Origin of the sequence: Limnothrix redekei LRLZ20PSL1 (assembly GCF_043235035.1) — a bacterium.
GTDB lineage: Bacteria > Cyanobacteriota > Cyanobacteriia > CACIAM-69d > CACIAM-69d > CACIAM-69d.
Genome location: NZ_JAZAQF010000094.1, coordinates 70,247 through 90,931, shown reverse-complemented (window position 1 = coordinate 90,931; position 20,685 = coordinate 70,247). Strand labels below are relative to the sequence as shown.

The 20,685-nt window shown below is 56.8% G+C and carries 12 protein-coding genes; 7 read left to right on the top strand and 5 right to left on the bottom strand.

The features are described 5' to 3' along the window. Positions 1 to 194: 194 nt before the first annotated feature. Together VPK24_RS18250 and VPK24_RS18245 are read left to right on the top strand one after the other, a co-directional pair. Positions 195 to 674, top strand: a complete 480-nt coding sequence (locus VPK24_RS18250) for a hypothetical protein (RefSeq protein WP_393015531.1) — start codon at positions 195 to 197, stop codon at positions 672 to 674. A 274-nt stretch (positions 675 to 948) separates the two neighbouring features. After that, on the top strand, positions 949 to 1,899 hold the full coding sequence (locus tag VPK24_RS18245; protein ID WP_393015530.1) for an SPFH domain-containing protein: 951 nt from the start codon (positions 949 to 951) through the stop codon (positions 1,897 to 1,899). A 50-nt stretch (positions 1,900 to 1,949) separates the two neighbouring features. Here VPK24_RS18245 and VPK24_RS18240 read toward each other — a convergent pair whose 3' ends face one another. The 4 genes from VPK24_RS18240 to VPK24_RS18225 all read right to left on the bottom strand — a co-directional run bounded on the left by VPK24_RS18240 (position 1,950) and on the right by VPK24_RS18225 (position 5,633). After that, positions 1,950 to 2,909, bottom strand: coding sequence for an RluA family pseudouridine synthase (locus VPK24_RS18240; RefSeq protein WP_393015528.1), 960 nt, complete (start codon positions 2,907 to 2,909; stop codon positions 1,950 to 1,952). A gap of 32 nt (positions 2,910 to 2,941) precedes the next feature. Further along, entirely contained in the window at positions 2,942 to 3,370 is a 429-nt protein-coding gene (locus tag VPK24_RS18235) for a GFA family protein (protein ID WP_449283924.1), read from the bottom strand. 158 nt (positions 3,371 to 3,528) lie between these two features. Continuing rightward, complete coding sequence (locus VPK24_RS18230; RefSeq protein WP_393015526.1) at positions 3,529 to 4,503, bottom strand: GRP family sugar transporter; 975 nt, start codon at positions 4,501 to 4,503, stop codon at positions 3,529 to 3,531. A 386-nt stretch (positions 4,504 to 4,889) separates the two neighbouring features. Continuing rightward, positions 4,890 to 5,633: a DUF4114 domain-containing protein gene (locus tag VPK24_RS18225; protein WP_393015525.1), complete on the bottom strand. Its 744-nt coding sequence runs from the start codon at positions 5,631 to 5,633 to the stop codon at positions 4,890 to 4,892. Positions 5,634 to 6,490: 857 nt separating this feature from the next. Here VPK24_RS18225 and VPK24_RS18220 point away from each other — a divergent pair. The 4 genes from VPK24_RS18220 to VPK24_RS18205 all read left to right on the top strand — a co-directional run bounded on the left by VPK24_RS18220 (position 6,491) and on the right by VPK24_RS18205 (position 17,806). Further along, on the top strand, positions 6,491 to 7,885 hold the full coding sequence (locus VPK24_RS18220; protein WP_393015523.1) for a DUF3370 domain-containing protein: 1,395 nt from the start codon (positions 6,491 to 6,493) through the stop codon (positions 7,883 to 7,885). A 258-nt stretch (positions 7,886 to 8,143) separates the two neighbouring features. Then, positions 8,144 to 8,302 carry a hypothetical protein gene (locus VPK24_RS18215; RefSeq protein ID WP_393015522.1) on the top strand — a complete coding sequence of 53 codons (159 nt, stop codon included), beginning with the start codon at positions 8,144 to 8,146 and terminating at the stop codon, positions 8,300 to 8,302. 1,185 nt (positions 8,303 to 9,487) lie between these two features. Beyond that, positions 9,488 to 13,906: a DUF4347 domain-containing protein gene (locus VPK24_RS18210; RefSeq protein ID WP_393015520.1), complete on the top strand. Its 4,419-nt coding sequence runs from the start codon at positions 9,488 to 9,490 to the stop codon at positions 13,904 to 13,906. Between the two features lie 177 nt (positions 13,907 to 14,083). Next, positions 14,084 to 17,806, top strand: a complete 3,723-nt coding sequence (locus tag VPK24_RS18205) for a hypothetical protein (RefSeq protein ID WP_393015518.1) — start codon at positions 14,084 to 14,086, stop codon at positions 17,804 to 17,806. 101 nt (positions 17,807 to 17,907) lie between these two features. On the opposite strand, the gene VPK24_RS18200 is transcribed toward VPK24_RS18205, so the two are convergent. Next, positions 17,908 to 18,249: a carbon dioxide-concentrating mechanism protein CcmK gene (locus VPK24_RS18200; protein WP_099532966.1), complete on the bottom strand. Its 342-nt coding sequence runs from the start codon at positions 18,247 to 18,249 to the stop codon at positions 17,908 to 17,910. A 403-nt stretch (positions 18,250 to 18,652) separates the two neighbouring features. On the opposite strand from VPK24_RS18200, the gene VPK24_RS18195 reads away from it, so the two are divergent. Then, complete coding sequence (locus VPK24_RS18195; RefSeq protein WP_393015516.1) at positions 18,653 to 20,623, top strand: glycoside hydrolase family 10 protein; 1,971 nt, start codon at positions 18,653 to 18,655, stop codon at positions 20,621 to 20,623. The last annotated feature ends 62 nt before the right edge of the window (positions 20,624 to 20,685 follow it).

The window sequence follows — 20,685 nt, the reverse complement described above, 5'->3', positions numbered from 1 at the left end:
TGCCAAGGTCGATCGGCTTCGTGGCCCCGGTGGCGCAAATTCAAGGCTGATCGAGAGGTCGATCAATAGCTCGATCGATCAAACGCTGGGCAATCGTGGGCATCGCTGGCTACGATCGAGCAATCACCCAACTTTTCACCACATCAAAATCGGCGATTTAACATGCCATTGCACAGGCGATGGGCAAGGTGACCATGAAACGACGCGGGCGGCGCTGGCCGCTTCAAACTTGGCAACGTTGGTTACTCACTGCCCTGGCAGAAATCTTGCTGGGCTTGTTACTCTTTGCGATCGCACCGTTCTTTCTCAATTCCCATTGGCCTCTCCTGGGGTTTGCGATTGTGTTGGGTGTGCCGATCGCTTGGGTTGGATCGCTGGGTTATGGTCTGTGGCGGTGGCTGGATGCTCGACGGGCCCGAACCCTTTTGGCACAATACGATCCGGTCTATCGGCGGCTGCGAACGGTGCAATTACTGGCGATTTCTTCACGAGCGGTGGAGGAGGCGATCGAAACATTGCAATTGCTCAATCAGGATGAAACCTATCGTGCCCTGAACCGATCGCCCTTGGATTTGTTGCAGCCTTTTCCTGATGGGGAAACTGATCATCAACGGTTGATTTCCAATGCTGCCGATCAGTCCCAAGCCGTTAAACCTACTCACCGATCGCCCTAATCACTGATCGCCCTAAAAAGATGGCTTAATGCAAGCTTTGTTTGAAATTAATTTTTGATTGATTTTTACCAACAGCTTGATTGATTACCTACTGAATTCATGATTAATTCTTGATTAATAAATCCTTTACCTAAAATAATTGACACGCCATATCGCAAATGCCATGAAGCAACGGTTCGGTGGGCACTGCCCACCCTACGGGCTGGCAAGTGCTTCAAGACACTTTTCAGTCATCCTTTTAACTGATTTTTAATGGAGAGTGAGAGCGTCAACCATGAAAAAATTTCCAAAACGAGTAATCATCCAAACTTCGCTTCTTGCTCTACTTGCCTCAGCCCTTAACGCCTGTGGCATCATTCCTGGAACCAGCATTACCACCGTTGAGCCAGGATATGCCGGTCTCAAAATTCAACTCTACGGTGGTAGCAAGGGAATTGATAAAGCTGAATTGGTGACGGGACGTGTTTGGTTTAATGGCTACACAGAAGAAATTGTTATTTTTCCAACCTTTGTCAACACCTATCCTTTCACCAAAGAAACAACGGAAGGCTCCCCCGTTGATGAGTCGATCGTGTTTTCTGTAGCCGGTAGTCCCGTTTCGGCTGATGTGGGTCTATCGTTTGGTTTCTCTACAGAAGCAATTCCCAACACCACCAAAACCAGACTGCATGAGTTCTATGAAACCTATCGCAAAACCCCCGATCAATTTCGGGCGAATGAGCTGAGAAATGGGTTGAGAAATTGTTTTTCGGAAGCGGCAGAAACCTTAGCCCTGACTCCCGTACAAGTGCCCACCAGCCAACAGCGATTGGTGGCAGCGGTGCGGGCCTGTGTGCAACGACGCTTTCAGTTCATCACCGTTCAAGATGTATCTCTTTTGGGGCCGTTGCGGCTGCCCCCAGACATTCAAAAAAGCATTAACGAACAGTTTGCGGCCCAACAGGCGGCCCAAACGGCTGAGGCCAATCGCCGCAAAGTGGAAGCAGAGGCGGCTTCTAATGTGGCGAGGGCTAAGGGAGAGGCGTTGGTGACGATCGAACAGGCCCGGGCGGAGGCGGAGTCCAATCGCCTGCGGGCGGGTTCCATCACCCCGCAATTATTGGAGTTGGAGCGGTTGCGGGTGGAACGAACTCGCATTGAAAAGTGGAACGGCCAGCAAGCCCCAACCATCCAAACGCCCAATGTTCAAATCGGCGGTTCGGCGGCGGGTTCCAAGGCTCCCTAGATTTGGTGTTCAAGATCTGGCGCTCAAGATCTGGTGCTCAAGATCTGGCGCTAACTATGGGCGGGTTGGCCAAATGGCGACGGCGCAGGACAGCAAACCTCGATCGGGGCTTGGGTTTGGGGATGGCGGAAGGCGAGGGTTTGGGCATGGAGCCAATAGCCACAGTCGCCGGGCAGGGCGATCGCCTCGGGATCCCTTGTGGCCTCCGGCGCGATCGGGGTCAGTTGCGGTTGCCCACCGGCTCCATAGAGTGGGTCGCCCACGAGGGGAAATCCGGCGGCGGCTAAATGAATCCGAATTTGGTGAGGACGGCCCGTGAGAATGGTGACCTCGACCAACATTTGGTCACGATCCCGCCGCAATACTTGGCAATCGCTGCGGGCAAAGGCTCCATTCGGGGTGACCCCGTAAAGATGCCCCAATTGGGGGTGGGGAATTTTGCCGATCGGCTGCTCAATCCGAAACCGATCCATGGGAGCGTTGCCCACTGCCAAAGCCCAATAGACCTTATGCATTTGTCGATCGCGCATTTGTTGGGTCAGGTGCGATCGGGCCTGGGGCGATCGGGCCAGCAACACCAAACCGGAAGTGCCGCGCCCCAGCCGGTGAATGGGCACGGGGCTGGATTGTGGATAGCGTTTTTGTAATTGCCGCAACAGGGTATGTTCCAAAAAACCCCCCGCTGGCATCACGGGCAAGCCAGCGGGTTTCGCCACCACCAACAGATCTGCATCTTCATAGAGCACTGCAAAATCCAGGGGCACGGTTGGTTCCACCCAAGGGGGGCGATGGTAGGTTAACCGTTGTCCCGATCGCAGAATTTGCTGAGGACTGGCCGGGCCATCTTCAACCAAAATTTGACCCGCCAAAATTCGATCGCGCCAAGTCTGTTCCGTGGAGTGCCGATAGTGTTGGCTGTAGTAGGCCAAAAGGGTGAGGCCCGCCGCTGCGCGATCGACCCGATCTTGATAGACCCAACCCTGATTGAGCTTGCCGGTTTCTCCCGCCATTCAGATATACAAACTCGGATATTCTCGGATATTCAAGGCCGGTCGTTACTTTGGGGTGGCGACTGCGGAAAATGTGGCAACTCCTCATTCAGGCAAACCCACGAAGCTGCGCTCGATGTCCAGATGTCCAACGCTGGATAAAAGTTACTTTGATCGTCAAGCGTCGTGAAGCGTATGGATGTGAAATCGGGCCTTGCTTCGCCGGTTGCGAATAAAGGACTACCGCAAGTTGGACAAAAGCTTCGAGTTGTTTGAGCACCACTAGAGGCGCGAACGGAGTACGTGCTTGGAGAACCCGCAACCCTAATGGACTTTGTAGAGACAACCACGCCAGATGCGAATGGTGCTCCGCTAGATTGCTGACAATCGCGGCAATGGCAATTGAGCATCGCCATTGGTTGACTAGAGCACTCGTAGCGTATGGCACCGCATACACATCCACCCGAAAATGGAACATTCATAAAAATCTCTCCTTTTTATGCCTCAGAACATTTTTAGCCTCCATGGCATCTGCGATGTGACAGGCTGATCGCTTTAGATACAGGCTGTATACAGACGAGATATCAAAGATCGAAGATCAAGCGCCTGAAAAATTCAACCAGTGAACGTTAAACAACCCTCAAAGGCGCGATCCTCCAATCAAAATAATTCCACTAAAGGCGCAGAACGTCCCGATCGCCACTCGCAAAATTCGCTGGCGACCGGTCACCTCTCGAAACAACCACAGACCCCAAGCCGCATTCACCACGATCGCGAACTGAGTTAGGGGCATTCCCACCGCCATTCCAAGGCGATCGACCGCGAAGAAGCTGCCCACATTCGCCACATTCCAAAGCATTCCCGAGCAAACCAACGCCAACAGGCTCGATCGGGGCAACTGCCGCAACACCCGACCGCCCCGTTGCCCAGCCAACAGACTCGCTGTTCCCAAAATCCCAAGGGACATAGACGGCACAAAGGCGATCGGGCTTTGGGTCGCAAAGGCAAAGGGGACTGATTGCGACCCAAACAGCAACCCCACCACGCCACAAAGCCACCAGCCCTGATTCTGGATTTTGGGTCGGCGGCTGGGCTGTTGGCTCGATCGATTAACCGGTGGATTGGTCGATCGAGGGCCCGGGGGTTGCGTTCCGGCCGGGCGATCGGGCCAGTTCATCAGGGCAATTCCCGCCACCAGCAGCGCCACTCCCCCAACGGCCACCGATAACAGCACCGGCTCCCGAAAAAACAACGCCCCCCAAAGAAACGAAACCCCAATCCCGATCGTGGCCCACAGGGCCAACCCCCGCGCCAATCCCAAGGCCCGCACCACAAAAATGGAGCCGTAATTGCCCAAGGCCCAAATCACCCCCGCCAGCAGGCCCCAACCATTGGGAATCCAAGCTCCAGAGGCGATCGCCAACGGAATAGCTAACAGCACAATCCCGATCGCCATGCTCAGTTGCGCCGCCAAGGGATCCACCGTTGGTAGCCGCTTCACGGGCACTAGATACGACCCCCAAAACAGCGCCGCCACCGTCGCCCCTAACCAGCCCACGCCATGGTGCGCCACCTCCACCGGGGCGATCGAACTAGCGGCGAGCGTTGCCGCCATCCATCCTGTAACGTCCAAAAGCCAAACTCTCCCGGTCAGCATTCCTAACCCGGAGATGATGGCACAGGCTAGGCACAGGCCAAGCGCAGTTTTTCCAAAAAACAGCCTTTGCCCGCCAGGTCGCCAACAAGTAGCCAAAAATTGGCCGAAAAGTAGCCAAAAAAAGGTGGGCGAGTTGATTTTGCCCAACTCACCCATAATCTACCGAACCAAATCCATATCCGTTGCCCGATCGAACTGGCGGATGGGACTTCAGCCCAATTAAAAACGTCACCCGCCAGTCTGATGGTTAGCGATTGCTAACGACTAGCAATCGCTAGCCACCATCTACTTCAACCATCTGCCTACGGGTGAGTGGCAACCCATGGCAGTGTCACTTGAGCGATCTAGCTATCTTGCTGACGACGGCGGGACACCAAACCCAGAGCCGCAGCAGCAGCCAACGACAGCATCACCGAAGGCTCAGGCGTTGCTACCTTCGAGCCAGCAACACCGCGAACCACAAACACCGTGTCGTTATAGTCCAAGTCACCGCCGGTCACGATGTCTTCAAAGCCCATCAAAGTCCAGCCATCGCCCAGATCATAGGCAACCATGTGTTGCAGCTTGTCGCCATTGCGGTTGGCATCAGCGCCCAAGAAGTTCCAAGTCCCGGTGCCATAAACCTGATCCGAAGTCATGCCAGCGTAGTTTTCGCCACGGCTGTAACCATCAGAGTTCAGGAAAAAGTCGATAACCGTGCCTTTGCTAAAGGATCCGAGGCTCACGCCTTGACCCCGCTTCAGGGGGCCATCAGCCTCAGCCAAAATCGATTCCTTGGAAGAAACGTCATTAAAGACCGTGTCCAAAGAGCCATTGTTGGCGGAAAAGAGCAACTGGTTGCGATAGCCTGCACCTTCGTTGATGAAGTAGACTTCCAGCGAATCAGCCGCACCCGACCATTTCAGGCTGTTGGGGTTAATTTTCGAAAGTTCCAGCGCCGTAAATGCTTTGCGCTCCTGTTGGACATAAGTATCAAACTGGGCCAACTGTTCGGGAGTTAGTTGCAATGCGCGAGCAGCGGAGGCAGACATGGTGCCGACGAGGGTAGCCGCTGCGAGGACAAAGCCTTTCCAAATAAAACCTTTCACGATTTAAATCCTCCTAGTCCTAATCCGAATGTTCTTGGTGAGCAGTGGTAGTTTTGCTGGAATCGCTTTTCCTGACAGCACCCTTGATGTCGATCGCGCCCACTTACCAAACCGATGAATGATTTAGTCCGCTTGTTTTGCCTGGAAAAGCACGCGCTCTTTTGGGTTCTTGATTTACTTGTACTGCGTTTACGAAGGCCTGTCTAGCGTTTTTTTGGCTCTTGGTGGAATCTTTAATTGCAAGCTAGTTTTATGAAGCTTATTTAAAGTTTAAAGATTAAGTAAAGATCAAATATTAAAAGCCCAAAAGCTTTGACGGACAAGGATTTTGGTGGATAAGATTTTGAAAAAGTTTAAATTGTGGTGACCGTCATCACGAGATGTTTTTGTCAGAAATCACGAAGTCTTTAGGCAGAAAATTGATAACTCTGTTCAGGTGATTCTGCAAAGATTGCTCCCAAAATTGCCCCCAAAATGACTCAAGATTTTCGATTGCGATTTCTGATGCTGTTGTCCTGTTGATGCTGATGAGTTGTCGTGGTTTTTGTGGCCAAGGGGCTATTGAACTATTTCGGCTTTCAAGGGGCGCGAAGCGGTTAGTAATCCTAAATGAAACGTTTCAGCCCGTTTTTCGGCTAATTTGGCTGTTTAGTGCCGGTTGATGCTGGGCTATGTTGGTTTTTTGCGCTGGGGGGTTGCGCAGCTGGGGCGATCGAGGGTTGCGAGTTGTCCGATTCGATTAGGGCGATGGGTTGAGGAACTGTTGATTAACCCCAGCGGCTGGCAACCCAGGAGGGGCCATTGGTTTGAGATAATGAAAACCGCGATGCTTTGTGGTTTCGAGAGGGTTTGTAAGGATGGTGTGGGCAAGCTGGCTACTGGCGGGAATTGTGGGAGCGCAGGGCTTGCCACCCGGAACGCCCGCACCGAGTCCGAGGCCGAATCTGCGGCCCCAGGAGGTGCGATCGCTCCCGGGGCGTTTGGATGCGGTGCCTGTGCTGAATAGCAACAGCCCGGAAATTGTCCAGCAAGCGGGAATTTTGCTCTCGACCTTTCCCCCTGCTGGGATGCGCAGTCCAGAGGCACACCTTAATCAGGTGTTTCAAGGGCGGTTTGACATTTTTGCCCACCACATTGCTAAGGCGGAGGCAACGGGCCCGGATGGGGCGATCGACCTGCGATCGCTCTATGTAGGAATTGTGTTGGGCAATGCGGATCCCAATCGATCGGCAACGGTGCGAGTTCTTCAGGGGGCCAGTTATCTCAGCCAGCCCGATGCGCCGTTTATTGCCCTGCCGCCGATGGTGGATAACCCGATCGGCCAGGTTTACTCGGGCCCCGGTAGTCGAGCGGTGGATTGGGTGTTGCGCGGCCGTCGTCAAGCGGATTTGCCCGATCGGGTCACCATTCCCCCGGGCGAGACAATTGTGCTAACTAGTTTGCCCATTCCGGTTCGATCGCTCAATCCACCCCTGAACGGTCGCTCCACCCTGCTACGTCTGGACAGCGATCGCCCGGTTTATGCCGCCACCCTCGCCCGTTTTGCCCAGGCAACCCCCGACGGTGAAGAACAGCCCCCCACGGAAGCGGACTGGCGATCCACGCTCACCACCGGAACACTGTCAGGGCCGCGCGAGCCGGTTCCCACGCCTCCCGGCGCACCGGGCCCCCTGCGCTATGGCCGGGTGGCCGGCGTGGCGATCGGGTCCCGTTGGCGCGCGATCGTTACCGATGGGCCCAACAATCCACGCCTCAGCATTCCTGCCCCCGGTGCAGCCTTTTCCTATGGTGTGAGCACCCTGGTTGCCGGTCGGTTGGGAACTGAGCAGGTGCAAACTGCCCCGATCGTGGCTCGCTACCCGGATACGGCCTGGGCCGCCCACGGCAACTACGGGATTGAATATGACCTCACCTTGCCCCTGCATAACCCCACAGCCCAACCGCAGACGGTGGCCATTGCCCTAGAAACGCCAGTGAAATTTGATGCGCCCGCGCCGGGGTTGCAGTTTTTCGATCCGTTGCCCAACTCGGTCTTCTTTCGGGGAACCGTCCGCATTCGATATCCCGACGATCGGGGATTGCCACAAACGCGATATGTACATTTGGTGCAGCGCCGAGGAGAACCAGGCCAGCCCCTCGCGATGGTGCAGTTGCCGCCTCAGGGCGATCGGCTTGTGCAAGTCAGCCTGATCTATCCCCCCGATGCCACCCCGCCGCAGGTTCTGACCTTGCAAACTCTCATAAATCCATAATCCATAGTCTGAGCCAGGGATGATCCAGGGTCTCTGTGGGAGCCATAATTTCTGTGGCTTCACTGGTTTTTCATTTTTGCTGTTTAGGATGCAATCAACCAAACCCCAGGCGGGATGACTCAGCCTGATATCATTTCCGGAGTCCCATCTACCCCAAAAATCTAACTTTCCGCGCTCAAGGCTGCAATTTTCTTGACTCGATCAAACTGAGTAACCTGAGTCAATTAAAAGGTTTTCTGTATCCCTCGATTTTGAGCCATGCAAGCCACGGAAATTGAAGGATCAAATCAGATTGCTGATCAAATCGTTCTTTGCCAATTTGCTTGTTTTTTCAATGCTCATTATTCAGTGATAATTGGATCTCAAATGCTAGATACTGTAAATTATGAATTACAGATTGTGATGATTAAATTTTAATTGAATAGCGTAAGTAGTGATAAAAAATATTGGCTATGATGTTTCCATGATTTCAAGATGATTTAATCGTCAAAAATCATCAAAAATCAGAAATCAAATAATTGAATTTTTGATCTTGAATTATTGAACTATGATTCTTTGTTTTTTAATTGAAGACTGAAAAATAATTGTATGCAGATTTTATTTCAATGAAAAATCTAAAATCTTCCTTTGAACTAAGTTTTCTTAAGAAATTTATCGCTATATTTTAAGATCAGGGTGCAGACAAATCCAAACACATGCAAACAGAAAAATATGTTTCCTTCAGATAGATAGGACTCAAGAAGCTGCTCAGGGATAATTACCCTACCCAAGGTTTGAGCGATCGCAGATTACACAACAAAGATGAAAAACTAGTGAAACTGGCGGTAGTCTTTGATACCCGATCGCCCAGGATTCGCCTTGAAGTTGTCCCCTTGGGTGTCTAACCGTCTCATCAATTTCACGGACTGTCCCAAGAGTCCTTTACAAGTCCGCAACTGGGACAGTTTACTCAGTTCAGCGATCTGGTGAAACCCAGGTCGTTGGTCAGGGTACGTTCAAGCTATTGTGATATCGTCATGGCTTTTCATAGCCCAGAGAGAAATCTCAAGCGGAAGACGTAAAGATGAGGAGTGAATGAATTGGTTGGTATCGAGTCATGATGAAAACTCAAAATGCATCGATCAATTTCGCTCTAGAAATTTAAATTTTTCGAGAATTTTTCAATCAAGATTGTGAATTTTCAATCAAGATTGTGAATTTCCGAATACTTGTTCTGCCACAGTCTGGATTACCTTTCCTTGCTTGATTTTCACGGTGTAATGCGTGACTAACATCATGCTTTGAAACTGCCCATGACCCCTCTCTCGGCACAACTAGTCCATCATTAAATTTAGACGAGAGCGATCAGGTTCTCTCAAATTTATCAATCATCCGGGGCATCTATCTATTTCCCCGTTAAAGGGATGCAAGACACATTGTTTTCTACCTTTCTGTGAGAGCTTCATGAGCACGCATCAATCAACACAATCGTCTGGGTTGACTACTCTGAGTATTTTTGCTGAGGGTTCATCATCGATGCAACGCCAAAGCAATGATCAAAATTGTGATTCGCAAGATCAACATTTTGATTGCTCATTGCAGTCCACCGATCGATCGATTGTTTTGTCTACGTCTTCTCAGTCACGCCAGCCCAACAACCTTGAATCCACCTTGGTTGTGATTGATGCAAGGGTAGAAGCGATCGACCAATTGATTCAGGGAGTGCAGCCCGGCACAAGGGTGCTGAAGTTGGAGCCAACGGCGGCAGCTTGGGCCCAAATGACCCAAGCCTTGGCTGAAAAACCGGTTCAACAACTCCATGTGATTGCTCACGGTCAACCGGGCTGGTTGCAGTTGGGCGATCGGGGGCTGTCCGTGGCCAATCTGTCTCGGGATGTGCAGGACTGGCTGCGTCGCTGGGCCCTGTTGCTGAGTGATCGAGCTGAAATTTTGCTCTATGGCTGCCGCACGGGGGCCGGCATCCTGGGGCAGCAACTGATTGAAACCCTGGCTCACCTGACCCAAGCGACCGTGGGCGCGGCCACCAGTCCGGTGGGATCAGCCGATCGGGGTGGCTCTTGGCGCTTGGATCGATCGACCGGGCCCCTGCAATCCCAAGTGCCCTTCACACAGCGGGCGATCGCCCAATATCCAGGCCTGTTGGCTCCCTGTGTTCCCAACCAATTCCTTGGGATCGCCAACTTCGACGGCAGTGGCGGACAAAACGACCTGGTAACGGTTGATTTGGCTACCGGGGAAGTGAAGCTACAGCAGGCTAATTTCCTGGCTAGTGACGCGATCGCCCGTGAGCCTAACTCCAACCGAATTTATGGCTTACCCAACGGGGGCGGCACAATTCAGGTCACCGATTTAGCGGGCGGTGGTGGCACCCCCGTTCCCAATACCCTCAACTCTGGGCGCTTAGCCTTTGATACGGCGGGGAACCTAATTGCGGGCAGTGGTCGGACGATCGACTTTATCAACGTCGCCGCTTCCACAGCTGCCTCCAGCCAAGTTCTCTCCAAAAGACTGCAAATCACGAGTATCACCGGTTCCAGTGACCCTGCTGATTTGCCGCCCGACGATAACGTGACTGGTTTTACTAGCGGTGATTTTGCGGTGGATCCCACCGATGGATCACTGCTCATGGTTTTGCGGAGTCCCGCCAACGGGGCTACGACCGGTCGCCTTTATAGAATCCCGGCAACTGAGTTAGCTAAACCTTTTGATGGCACTCCTATCCCGGTTTCGGCGCAACTCTTAACCAAAAACAGCGTTCCCTTCGCCGGGTTGGCCCTGGGTTACGATGGCAACCTTTATGCCACCACGACGGGACAAAATCCGGGTGGTGCAGGGCTATATCGGGTTGACCAAAATTCAGGAGCTGTGTCCCTGGTAGCCCGCACGCGAGTTCCAGCGGGAACCGTGATTAATGGTGTGGCCCTCACCGCTGACCAGCCGATCAGCGTGGGAGACCTGGCAACGTTGCCCAGTCAGCCGATCAAGCCCAACATTAATCTCACCAAAACCGATGGGCTAGAAGCAGTACTTCCCGGCAGCACCATTACCTACAGCATTACGATCTCCAACACCGGTGGCTGCGACATTACGGCCCCGTTCTTGCTGAACCTGTCCGATGCGCCCCCGGCAGAATTGCTCAGTCCCGTTTGGAATCCCAATGTGCTGGCTCCTCCCGGGATTGGCTTGGCGCTCAATGCTGGAGAAACGAAAACCTTCCAGGTGTCGGGTCGCCTTTCGGATACGGCCACTGGGGTGATCACCAACACGGCCCGAGTCTCCCTACCGGCTGGGCTTTTTGACCCGGATTTGGGGCCCCTCGCTCCCCAGGTGATTACGGCGACCGATGCGACTCGAGTGCTGGGTGGCGTGAATACGCCGCCGACCCCGCTCAATTTGGTGTTGCCCTATAACCCCAATGGTTCCATTCCTTTGGCGGCGGCGGATCCTGATAGTGATCCGATTCGGGAATTTGTGATTACGGAAATTCCCCCAGGGAGTTCGCTGTTTTTGCTCGATCCACTGACGGGGGCGAAGGTTTCCCTGTCGGCGGGGCAATCGATTCCGCCGGGCAATGTCGGCAACCTACGGTTTGAGTCACCCGATGGCAAAGGGTTCTTCAAGTACTCCGCAAGGGATGACAAGGGGAACCTGAGTCCGGATTCGGCAACGGTATTGTTCGATCGCCCGGAAATTATTGCCGAACCGCCGGTTCCCTTGAATGGGATCTTCAACGTGGTTCCCGGCTCGGCCACGGATTTGACCGAACCTCCCGAAAACGGCGTTGTCAAGTTTCGGTTGGGGGGACTGCCACCCACTGCGATCGACCCAAACAGCGATTCCATCAAGAATTACAACATCACCCGCTTACCGGCCTTGGGTGACTTGTACGTGGGTGATCCGTTCAATGGGGGACGCAAACTCACCAGCACGGGCCTCCTGACTCCGGAAGAATTCGGCAATCTGTTCTTTATCCCCCGGGCCGATTTCACGGGTAAGGATTTTCTGACCTTTGATGTGATTGATGTAAAAGGCAATCGCAGTCTGATCAGTGGCACGATTTCTTTCATTGCGCCGCCGGGAATTTCGGTGGCCAGCACGCCGCCCACGCCGCCCACTCCGGTTAACACCGCTTTGGGGGATCTGCCCTTCTTCATCACCAGTTTTGCTGACGTGGCGGGTGTTGCCCCGAATTGCGGTTGCGTGGCCTCGCCGTTGGCGGCTTCCTGGCAAATTCCCAACCCTCTGATTGTGCCTGAGCTACCCGCGCTGGTGATTCCGCCGCCGCCCGAAAGCGGCGGTAATCGGCTGCTGGGCGCGCCGGGTAGTGACGATTTGGTGGGCACAGCATCCAACGATCTTGTGGCGGGGTTTGCGGGGAACGATCGCCTGCGGGGCGGCCCCGGTTCCGATGAACTGATTGGCGACCTGGGCAACGATTCCATTTTTGGCGGCCTGGGCAATCTCGCTGCGGTGGGTTCCGGGGTGGATGCCGATCGCCTCGGCGGGGGCGAGGGCAACGACCTGCTCAATGGCAATGAGGGTGATGATGTGATCTTTGGCGGCAATGGCCAAGACATCATCAATGGTGGCAAGGATAACGATATTCTGCTGGGCGATCGGGGCAGTGACATCCTGCGCGGTGACCAAGGAGCCGACACCATCATCGGCGGCCAAGGTCGCCCGGATAACCGGCCGGATCCGAGCGATCGGGACTTGATCTTTGGCAATACCGAAAACGACGTAATCAGCGCCAATGAAGGTGAAGATACGGTGTTTGGCGGCCAAGGGGATGACTACATTCGCGGCGGCAAGGAAGCCGACTTGCTGCACGGCGATCGGGGTAACGACATTCTGATCGGTGACTTGGGCAACGACACCCTGATCGGCGGAACCGGTGTGCGCCTCATTGCCGATCCCAACGGCCAAGACCTGTTGTTTGGCTTGGGCGGCGATGACCTGCTCTATGGCAACGAAGGTCAAGACACCCTTTCCGGGGGCGACGGCAAGGACACGGCCTTTGGCGGCCGGGACAATGATTTGATCCTGGGCGATTTGGGCAATGACGTGCTCTACGGTGACCTGGGCAACGACACCCTGTTGGGCAGCGGTGGCAGCAATGTCCCGATCGGGGCCGGCACGGACGATGACCTGCTCTACGGCGGTCGTGGCCAAGACAACCTGAACGGTGGTCAGGGCCAAGACACCATCTATGCCGGTCAAGAGGATGACTTGGTGTATGGCGGTAAGGACAACGATTTGCTCTATGGCGATAAGGGCAATGATGTGCTGTCCGGTGACCTGGGCAACGACACCCTGATTGGTGGCAACAACAACACGCGGGATCCCGATCGCACCGGCAACGATCTGCTGTTGGGCGGCGGCAATGAAGACTTGCTGTTGGGCAATGATGGCAACGACAGCCTGGCGGGCGAAGATGGCAACGATACGGCCAGGGGTGGTCAGGGGAATGACTACCTCTGGGGTGGTGCGGGATTGGATCTGTTGATGGGCGATCGGGGCAACGACACCCTCTGTGGTGAAGCAGGCAACGATACCCTCTACGGCAACAATCCCGATCGGCCCCAGTCCGTTAGCACGGGTTCCGATAACGATGTGTTGTCCGGTAACGCCGGGAATGACTTGCTATTTGGCAACGATGGCGATGACCAACTGGATGGTTGCGAGGATGACGACACCCTTTTTGGGGGCAAGGGGAATGACACCCTCACGGGCAGTGCGGGCAATGACGTGCTTTCCGGCGATCAAGGGGATGACGTGCTCTTTGGTGGCGAGGGAATCGATACCTTTGTGATCGGTCTCAATCGCGGTCTGGACAGCATTTCTGATTACTTCGCTAACAATGACCGCATTGCTCTGGCTGGTGGATTGCGATTTACCGATTTGTCTTTTGTTGAAGAGGGCAACTCGATCCTGGTGCGAGCTGGCGAGACCCCGATCGCCCGTCTCCAGGGCATCCCCGCCTTGCAATTCGTGAATAGTCAGGACTTCATCTCGGTCTAGATCGAAGTCTAGATCAAATCGGTCTAGGGCAAGCGATCGGCGGGCAGTCGTTGGCAGCAACAACTACCCACCGACAACGGCGGAACTGGCCGGGTGGTTGGGGGATGGCGGGGCGATCGGGTTAGGCTCATGGCGGTTGACCCCTCCTAAGCCGATCGTGTCCCTCCGACTCCCTTTATGGCTGACCTCGCTCCGCAACACCGCGACCACCTGCTAACCATTGAATTGGCTGTCCGCACCTCTGACCCCCGACTTTTGGAGGGGTTGGAGGTGTGGTTGCGTTTGGGGTTGGTGTCGGAAGATTGGGTGCGCGAAGTGGCCAGCACCTGGCTCACCTGTCCATTGCCCGCCACCGCGCGATCGCCCGTGGCTCCCGCCCTTAGTTCCACCCCCCAACCCGCCACCCAGTCCCCCGGTCGGCTGCGGGCCATTACGGCTGAGCTGAGCGTGGTTTGGTTGCTACTGTTGGGGGCGTTTTTGGTGGTGGTGTCCTCTGCCTGGTTGGCGGCCAGCTTTTGGAGCCAAGTGGGGGGCGTGGGGCAATATGGCATCCTGCTGCTGTACACGATCTTGTTTTGGGGGGCTGCCCTCTGGACCGATCGCCAGGCCCGACTGCGCCTGACGGGTCAAACCCTACGCGCCCTGGTGACCCTGCTGTTACCGGTCAATGCCTGGGCCGCCGATGGTTTGGGGTTGCCCCTGTGGGGCTGGTTTGGAGCGGGCGCACTGTGGTTGATGATTGCCTGGACGATGGTGAGTCGGCGATCGGTTGCCCTCTTAATCCTGTTGGCCTGTGGATTGCACTGGAACTGGTCATCGGGCCAAGCTTGGGCTGGGGTGACGATTTGTGCGGGGTTGATTGCCCTGGCGGCCGCCTGGCCCGGCCGGTGGCAACTGCGATCGCGCCATCATCGGGCCCTGATGGCCGGTTCACTGCTGATTTTGCTGTTGCGGGCCCTGGCCACCCAGATCGCCAGCTTGGCCGATGTGGCGTTGGTGATGGTGGTGTCTGGGTTGCTGGTGATTTTGGATGCTCGCGAGGCGACCCGGGCCAAGGTGGGGCTGAATGGGTTTGGCTGGTTGCTGGTGGGCTTGGGTTGGTTGCTGGGGCAGACGGATGCCACGGCTCCTTGGCAGCAATTGACCTTGGCCCTGATTGCGGGAGGTCTGTTGTGGGAACGGTTGCAGCGATCGGGGCGGAGAGCGGATTTGTTGGGCTTAACCCTGGTGATGGCGGGAGCTTGCCGAGGAACCGCGGCCCTGTTGCCCGATGATTGGCGATCGAGCCTCTGGGTTGCGGCCCAATCCCTGCTGGAACTGCGGCAACCGGAACAGATTTTGGGTCTGCTGTGGTTGCCTTACCCGATCGTGCCGGGGGGCCTGGCGATCGCCCAGCAGCGGCGCGATCGCCCCGATTTAGCGAAATTTGGCTTGGGCCTGGCACTGGGAATCCTGTTGTTGCTCAATGCCTATGCCCTCGCCCTCTGGCCCCATAACCTGCGGCTTTTGCCCCTCAGCTTGCTCACCACCGCCAGCTTCGGCCTGGTTGCCAGTCGATCGCCCTTGGGATCCCTGCTGCCCCAAGTCCTGGCCAACTGCACCCTCACGGCCGCCCTGGCCGCTGTTTATGCCCTGGCCCGGTTTGCCTTGCCCACCACCAGCGCCCCGATCGGTTGGGGGCAGGTGGGCATTGGAGCCGCCCTGGTTCTGTGGAGTTTGGTGGCGATCGGGGGCGATCGTTCCCCTTGGCAACCTTGGGTGAAAACCAGTTGGTGGCTGGGTCTCGGCCTGGCGGGTTTGAGCCTGGTGCAACTGACCCATGGGGTTTGGGAAACCGTCCCCGCACAGGTGGCGACCTCGGGCTTGCTCAGTTGGTTGGTGATCCCGTTGGCTCTGTTGGGGTTAGCGGCGATCGGGCCCGGAAGGTTCCGCAAAGCTGCCAAGGGACTAGGGGCCGGAGGATTGGTCTTGGCCCAATCCCTGGCCATTTCCTCACCCCAGTCCCTCACTCTGTCCCTAGGTGTGGCCGGGTTGGCCTTGGGGGCCAGTTCCCTGCTGCCTGGGTTTCGGCAAGGGTGGGTGGCCCTGATGGCCGTGACCTTTGGTTGGTTGTCCTTATCCGCCTTGACCGGGGCCGGCGTGGGGTCTTGGAGCGGGCTAGCCCTTGGCCCTTGGGTGACGTTGCAGAGTGGTCTCTTGGTTGTGGCTTGGGGACTGTGGTGGTTGGGGGTGGGGCGATCGAGTCCGCTGCTGCGTCTCTATGGCCAAGCTCTCGATCGCTGGGCCACAGCGGTGAGCTGGTTGCTGTTGTCCTTCACGGCCCTGCGGCTGTTGGTGTTGGCCCTGGACTGGGATCAGCCCCAGGCGCTTTGGGAAGGGTGGGTGATTGGGCTGCTGTTGGGGGCGATCGGGTTTCGGTTGCTCACCAGTCGGCGGGCCGGTCGGCCCGCCGCCATTCCGGGGTTGCTCTGGGCGGGAGCCGCGGCCTTGGAACTGGCGGCGGCGGAAACCCTTCGCCAACTGAACGGCTCCCTCAGCCACTATGCGGTGGTGACGCTTGGGCTGGGGTTTATCTGCCTGTTTGCGACAGAGCGGTTGGGGCGACAGTTTCCCAGCCGTCGGTGGTTGCCCTTGGGCTATGGCCTGTTAACCCTGTTGTGGCGATCGAACTATTGGGATGGTTGGACGGGCTTGCTAATGGTGGGGGTGGCGCTCATTGGTTTGCGGGTGGCCGCCCGATCGCCCCATCAACGCTGGCTGAGTTACAGTTCCCTGGCGATCGCCTCCTGGGGTTGGGGTGAATTGGCCTTCTTTTGGACGGGCCATTGGTTGCCCGCCGGAACCACAACGGATGCCCTGGTGTTGTTTGCCGTCGTGGCAGGATTCCTGGCTTGGTTTTATGACCTCGGGCGCGATCGATGGGGGCGATCGCTCTTTGCCCTCAATGGCCGCACGCTGGCCTGGGCAGCCCATGGCCACTGGCTGGTGGGTACTGGGTTTTCGGGCTTGCTGTGGCTGACGGCGGGCCCCACCCACGGCCCCTTGGCCTGGGCAGCCTTGGGATTGTTGGTGGCCTATCCCTGGGTTCAGGGGTGGCGCACCTCGGGCCTGTGGGTGGATCTGGCGGCTTTGCAAACGATCGCCTGGATCAGTTGGGGCCGCGCTTGGTTGCCTGGCTGGGCCGCCTTTGACCCCCATTGGCCTGTCCTGGCGGCCTTCGGCGCGATCGGGCTGGCGGTTTTGGGCCAAACCCGCTCCCCAAAAAACGCCTGGGAACGGGTTGCCCTTTGGTTGCCCGCCAGCATGAGCCTCTTGCTGGCCGGGTCGATCGCCCCGCCCGCGCTGATGGTGGTGGCCGCCAGTTATGGTGCGTTGGCGGCCCTATTGCGTCGTCGCCGGTTGTATTACCTGGGGCTGCTGTTTGCCACCTGGTCAATTTGGCGGAGTCTGTGGCTGGCCGGTTCCATGGAAGCCCTGCTCTATGTGGGGCCCTTGGGCAGCAGCTTAATTTTGGCGGCGGAAATTGATCCCGCTTGGCAGGGGGCTACAGGCCGACCTCTGCGCCATGGCCTGCGATTGGCCGGCACGGGAATCATCGCTTGGGCGGCCTTCGCACAGCACAGCACCGATTGGGTGAGTTTGGTGTTGGCCCTCGGGGCGATCGGGGCCGGCATTTTTTGGCAAGTGCGCGCCTACCTGCTGATGGGATCCCTGTTGCTGGGAGCCGCGACCCTGGCCAATTTTGTGGAGCTGAATGCCCGGTGGTCGTTCCTGAAATGGTTGGTGGGGCTGGCGTTGGGCACGGGAATGATCTGGCTGGCGGCCACCTTTGAAACCCAGCGCGATCGAGCCATGGCCCTGTTACAGCGTTGGTCAGACGACCTCGATCGTTGGGATTAGGAATGGTACTGAGACCTAGGCCCATCCAAAGGCTCGATGCCTAAACAAAAGCCGCCCGAGGAAGGGCGGCCAGTGACCAATGGGGCCTTTAGCAATCAGCCCTAGCGCGAGGTGAGCAGGCGCGGGCCTTCCACCGCCACGCGATACTGTTCCACCTTGTCGTTGTATTCAATGGGCAGCACCGCCACCACATTCTCGTGGGGACGCGGGATGATCACCCACGATTCCACCACGCCGCCGAAGACGTTTTCGGCCGCCGCGATGCCCGCTTCAACGGATTGTTTAACTTCAGCCACTTCGCCGCGCACATTAACGGTGAAGCGAGCGCTGCCCACGCGGATATAGCCAACGAGGGTGACGCGCCCGGCCTTAACCATTGCATCGGCTGCGGCCAAGACGGCGGGGAAGCCTTTGGTTTCGATCGAGCCTACCGCTTGGGCCATGGGGCGCTCTCCTGTGAAAAGCCTAGCTAAATGAAAACAATGGGTTGCAAGAGTTGCAAGCTATGGAACCGCTTCAACCGGCAGCGGTCACAACCAATTGCCCAGCGCAAATTCAATTGCCCAACGCAAATTGCCGAACACAAACAGCGCCCGGAGTTGTGACGCGGGGTTGAGCGTCCACGCAACATTGTACGGGCGATTGGCGATCGCGGCGCTGAGTGTTTGGACTTCTTTGGGAATCTGGGGGCGATCGCCCGATTGAATCTTGCAATCGCAGTGATTTTTGATCCTAATCAGCCTTCCCTTGGCCGGGGCCCAAAAGGGGATCGGGCCATGGGGCGAAAGTTCAAGGCCATGCTAGGGTGCGAGAAGCGATCGCAGCGCAGCAAGGGATTTGAGGACAATGGCGACGTTTGCAGACATCACCAACCACTGGGCCCAAGCCTTCATCGCGGCCCTGTCCGATCGAGGGTTGATTAGTGGATTTCCCGATGGATCCTTCCAACCGGATCGCCCCTTAACTCGGGCCCAATTCGCGGCCTTGCTGGTGCGATCGGTTGATCGGCCCCCCATGCGATCGCCCCGCAGCTTTCGGGATGTGGCCGCTAACCATTGGGCCCGAGCTGCGATTCAACAGGCTTGGGAACGGGGTTTGCTCAGTGGCTACCCGGACGGTTCCTTTCGCCCCGATGCCACGATCGTGCGGGCCGATGTGTTGGTGGCCTTGGTGAATGGGTTGGGCTTAACCGGCGGCGAAACCTTGGATCTGAGCCGTTTTTTTGATGATACCGGAGCGATCGCAACCTATGCCCGACAACCGGTGCAGCGAGCCTTGCACCGTCGCTTGGTGGCGAATTTTCCCAACTTGCGGCAACTGCGCCCCAGCCAAGCCAGCAGCCGGGCGGAAGTGGCCACCATGCTCTATCAAGCCCTGGTAGCCGATCGGGATTTCCCTGCGATCAACTCGCCCTACTTGGTGGAACCCGGGGAGCCGCCGCCCCAGTTGGTGAATCTGTCCCATCGACGGGAATTGCGAGCCGCTTGGATTGCCAGCGTGTGGAATGTGAATTGGCCGTCCAAGGCGGGCCTGTCCAGCGCCCAACAGCAGGCGGAATTGGTGACTCTGCTCGATCGAGCGGCGGCGGCCCGTTTAAACGCCATCTTCCTGCAAATTCGCCCGGAAGGAGACGCGCTTTACGACTCCAGCATTGAGCCTTGGAGCCGCTGGTTAACGGGAACCCAAGGCCGCGCACCCAATCCTTACTATGACCCGCTGGCCTTCGCGATCGAGCAATGCCGCCAACGCAACTTGGAACTCCACGCTTGGTTCAATCCCTACCGGGCCCGCACCTCCCTCAACGCCCCGATCGGCACCGGGAACCACGTGGAAGCCGTTTACCCCAACGCCGTTTACACCTACGGCACGCAGCGCTGGATGGATCCGGGCCTGCCCGAGGTGCAAAACCGAGCCGTGGACGTGGTGTTGGATGTGGTGCGGCGCTACGACATCGACGGCATTCACCTGGATGACTATTTCTATCCCTATCCCGTGGAGGGGCAAGAATTTCCCGATCGCCAAACCTACTGGTCTTGGGGGGGTGGCAAAACCTTGGCCGATTGGCGGCGCGACAACGTAAACAAGCTGGTGAAGCGGTTGTCGGAACAGATTCGATCGGTCAAACCTTGGGTCAAATTCGGCATCAGCCCCTTTGGCATCTATCGCCCCGGAGAACCGGCGGGCATTGTGGGACTGGATCAGTACGATCGCCTGTTTGCCGATCCCAAATGGTGGCTCAAGGCCGGCTGGTTAGATTACGTTGCGCCTCAACTCTATTGGCGGATTGATCAAACGGCCCAAAGTTACCGCACCCTGCTGAACTGGTGGGTGCAAATTGCCAACGGGGCCCATGTTTACCCCGGTAACAACTTGGACAAATTGGGCAGCAGCAGTGCTTGGTCAGTGGCCGAATTTGAGCAGCAAATTACCCTCACGCGGGAGCTGGCAGCCCAGCGGGCCTTGGGAAATGCGTTCTATAACATTGAGCCGATCGCGGAAAACCGCCAAGGATTTGCCGACCAACTGCGCCAGGAACTCTATGCCCAACCAGCCTTGCCGCCGGTCTTGAGGGCCACCGGCAACCCGCCGAGTCCGCCCACGGGGGTGAGGGTCAATGGTGGAGAACTCGCTTGGACTGGGGGTGGCGAAGGGTTGCGTGGTTGGGCCCTTTACCGACAACAGGGCAACAGTTGGACGCTCGATCGCCTGTTGGCGGCTGGAGCGCGATCGCTCGCCTTGGGGGCCGGAACCTATGCCCTCTGCGCCGTGGATCGATCGGCCCGTGAAAGCCAAGGGGTGGTGGTGACCCTGCGATGAGGCGGGTTGTCGGTTAACGTTGGCCCAGAAACCTGGGCTAACCGGGGCCGCCGCCACGGGGG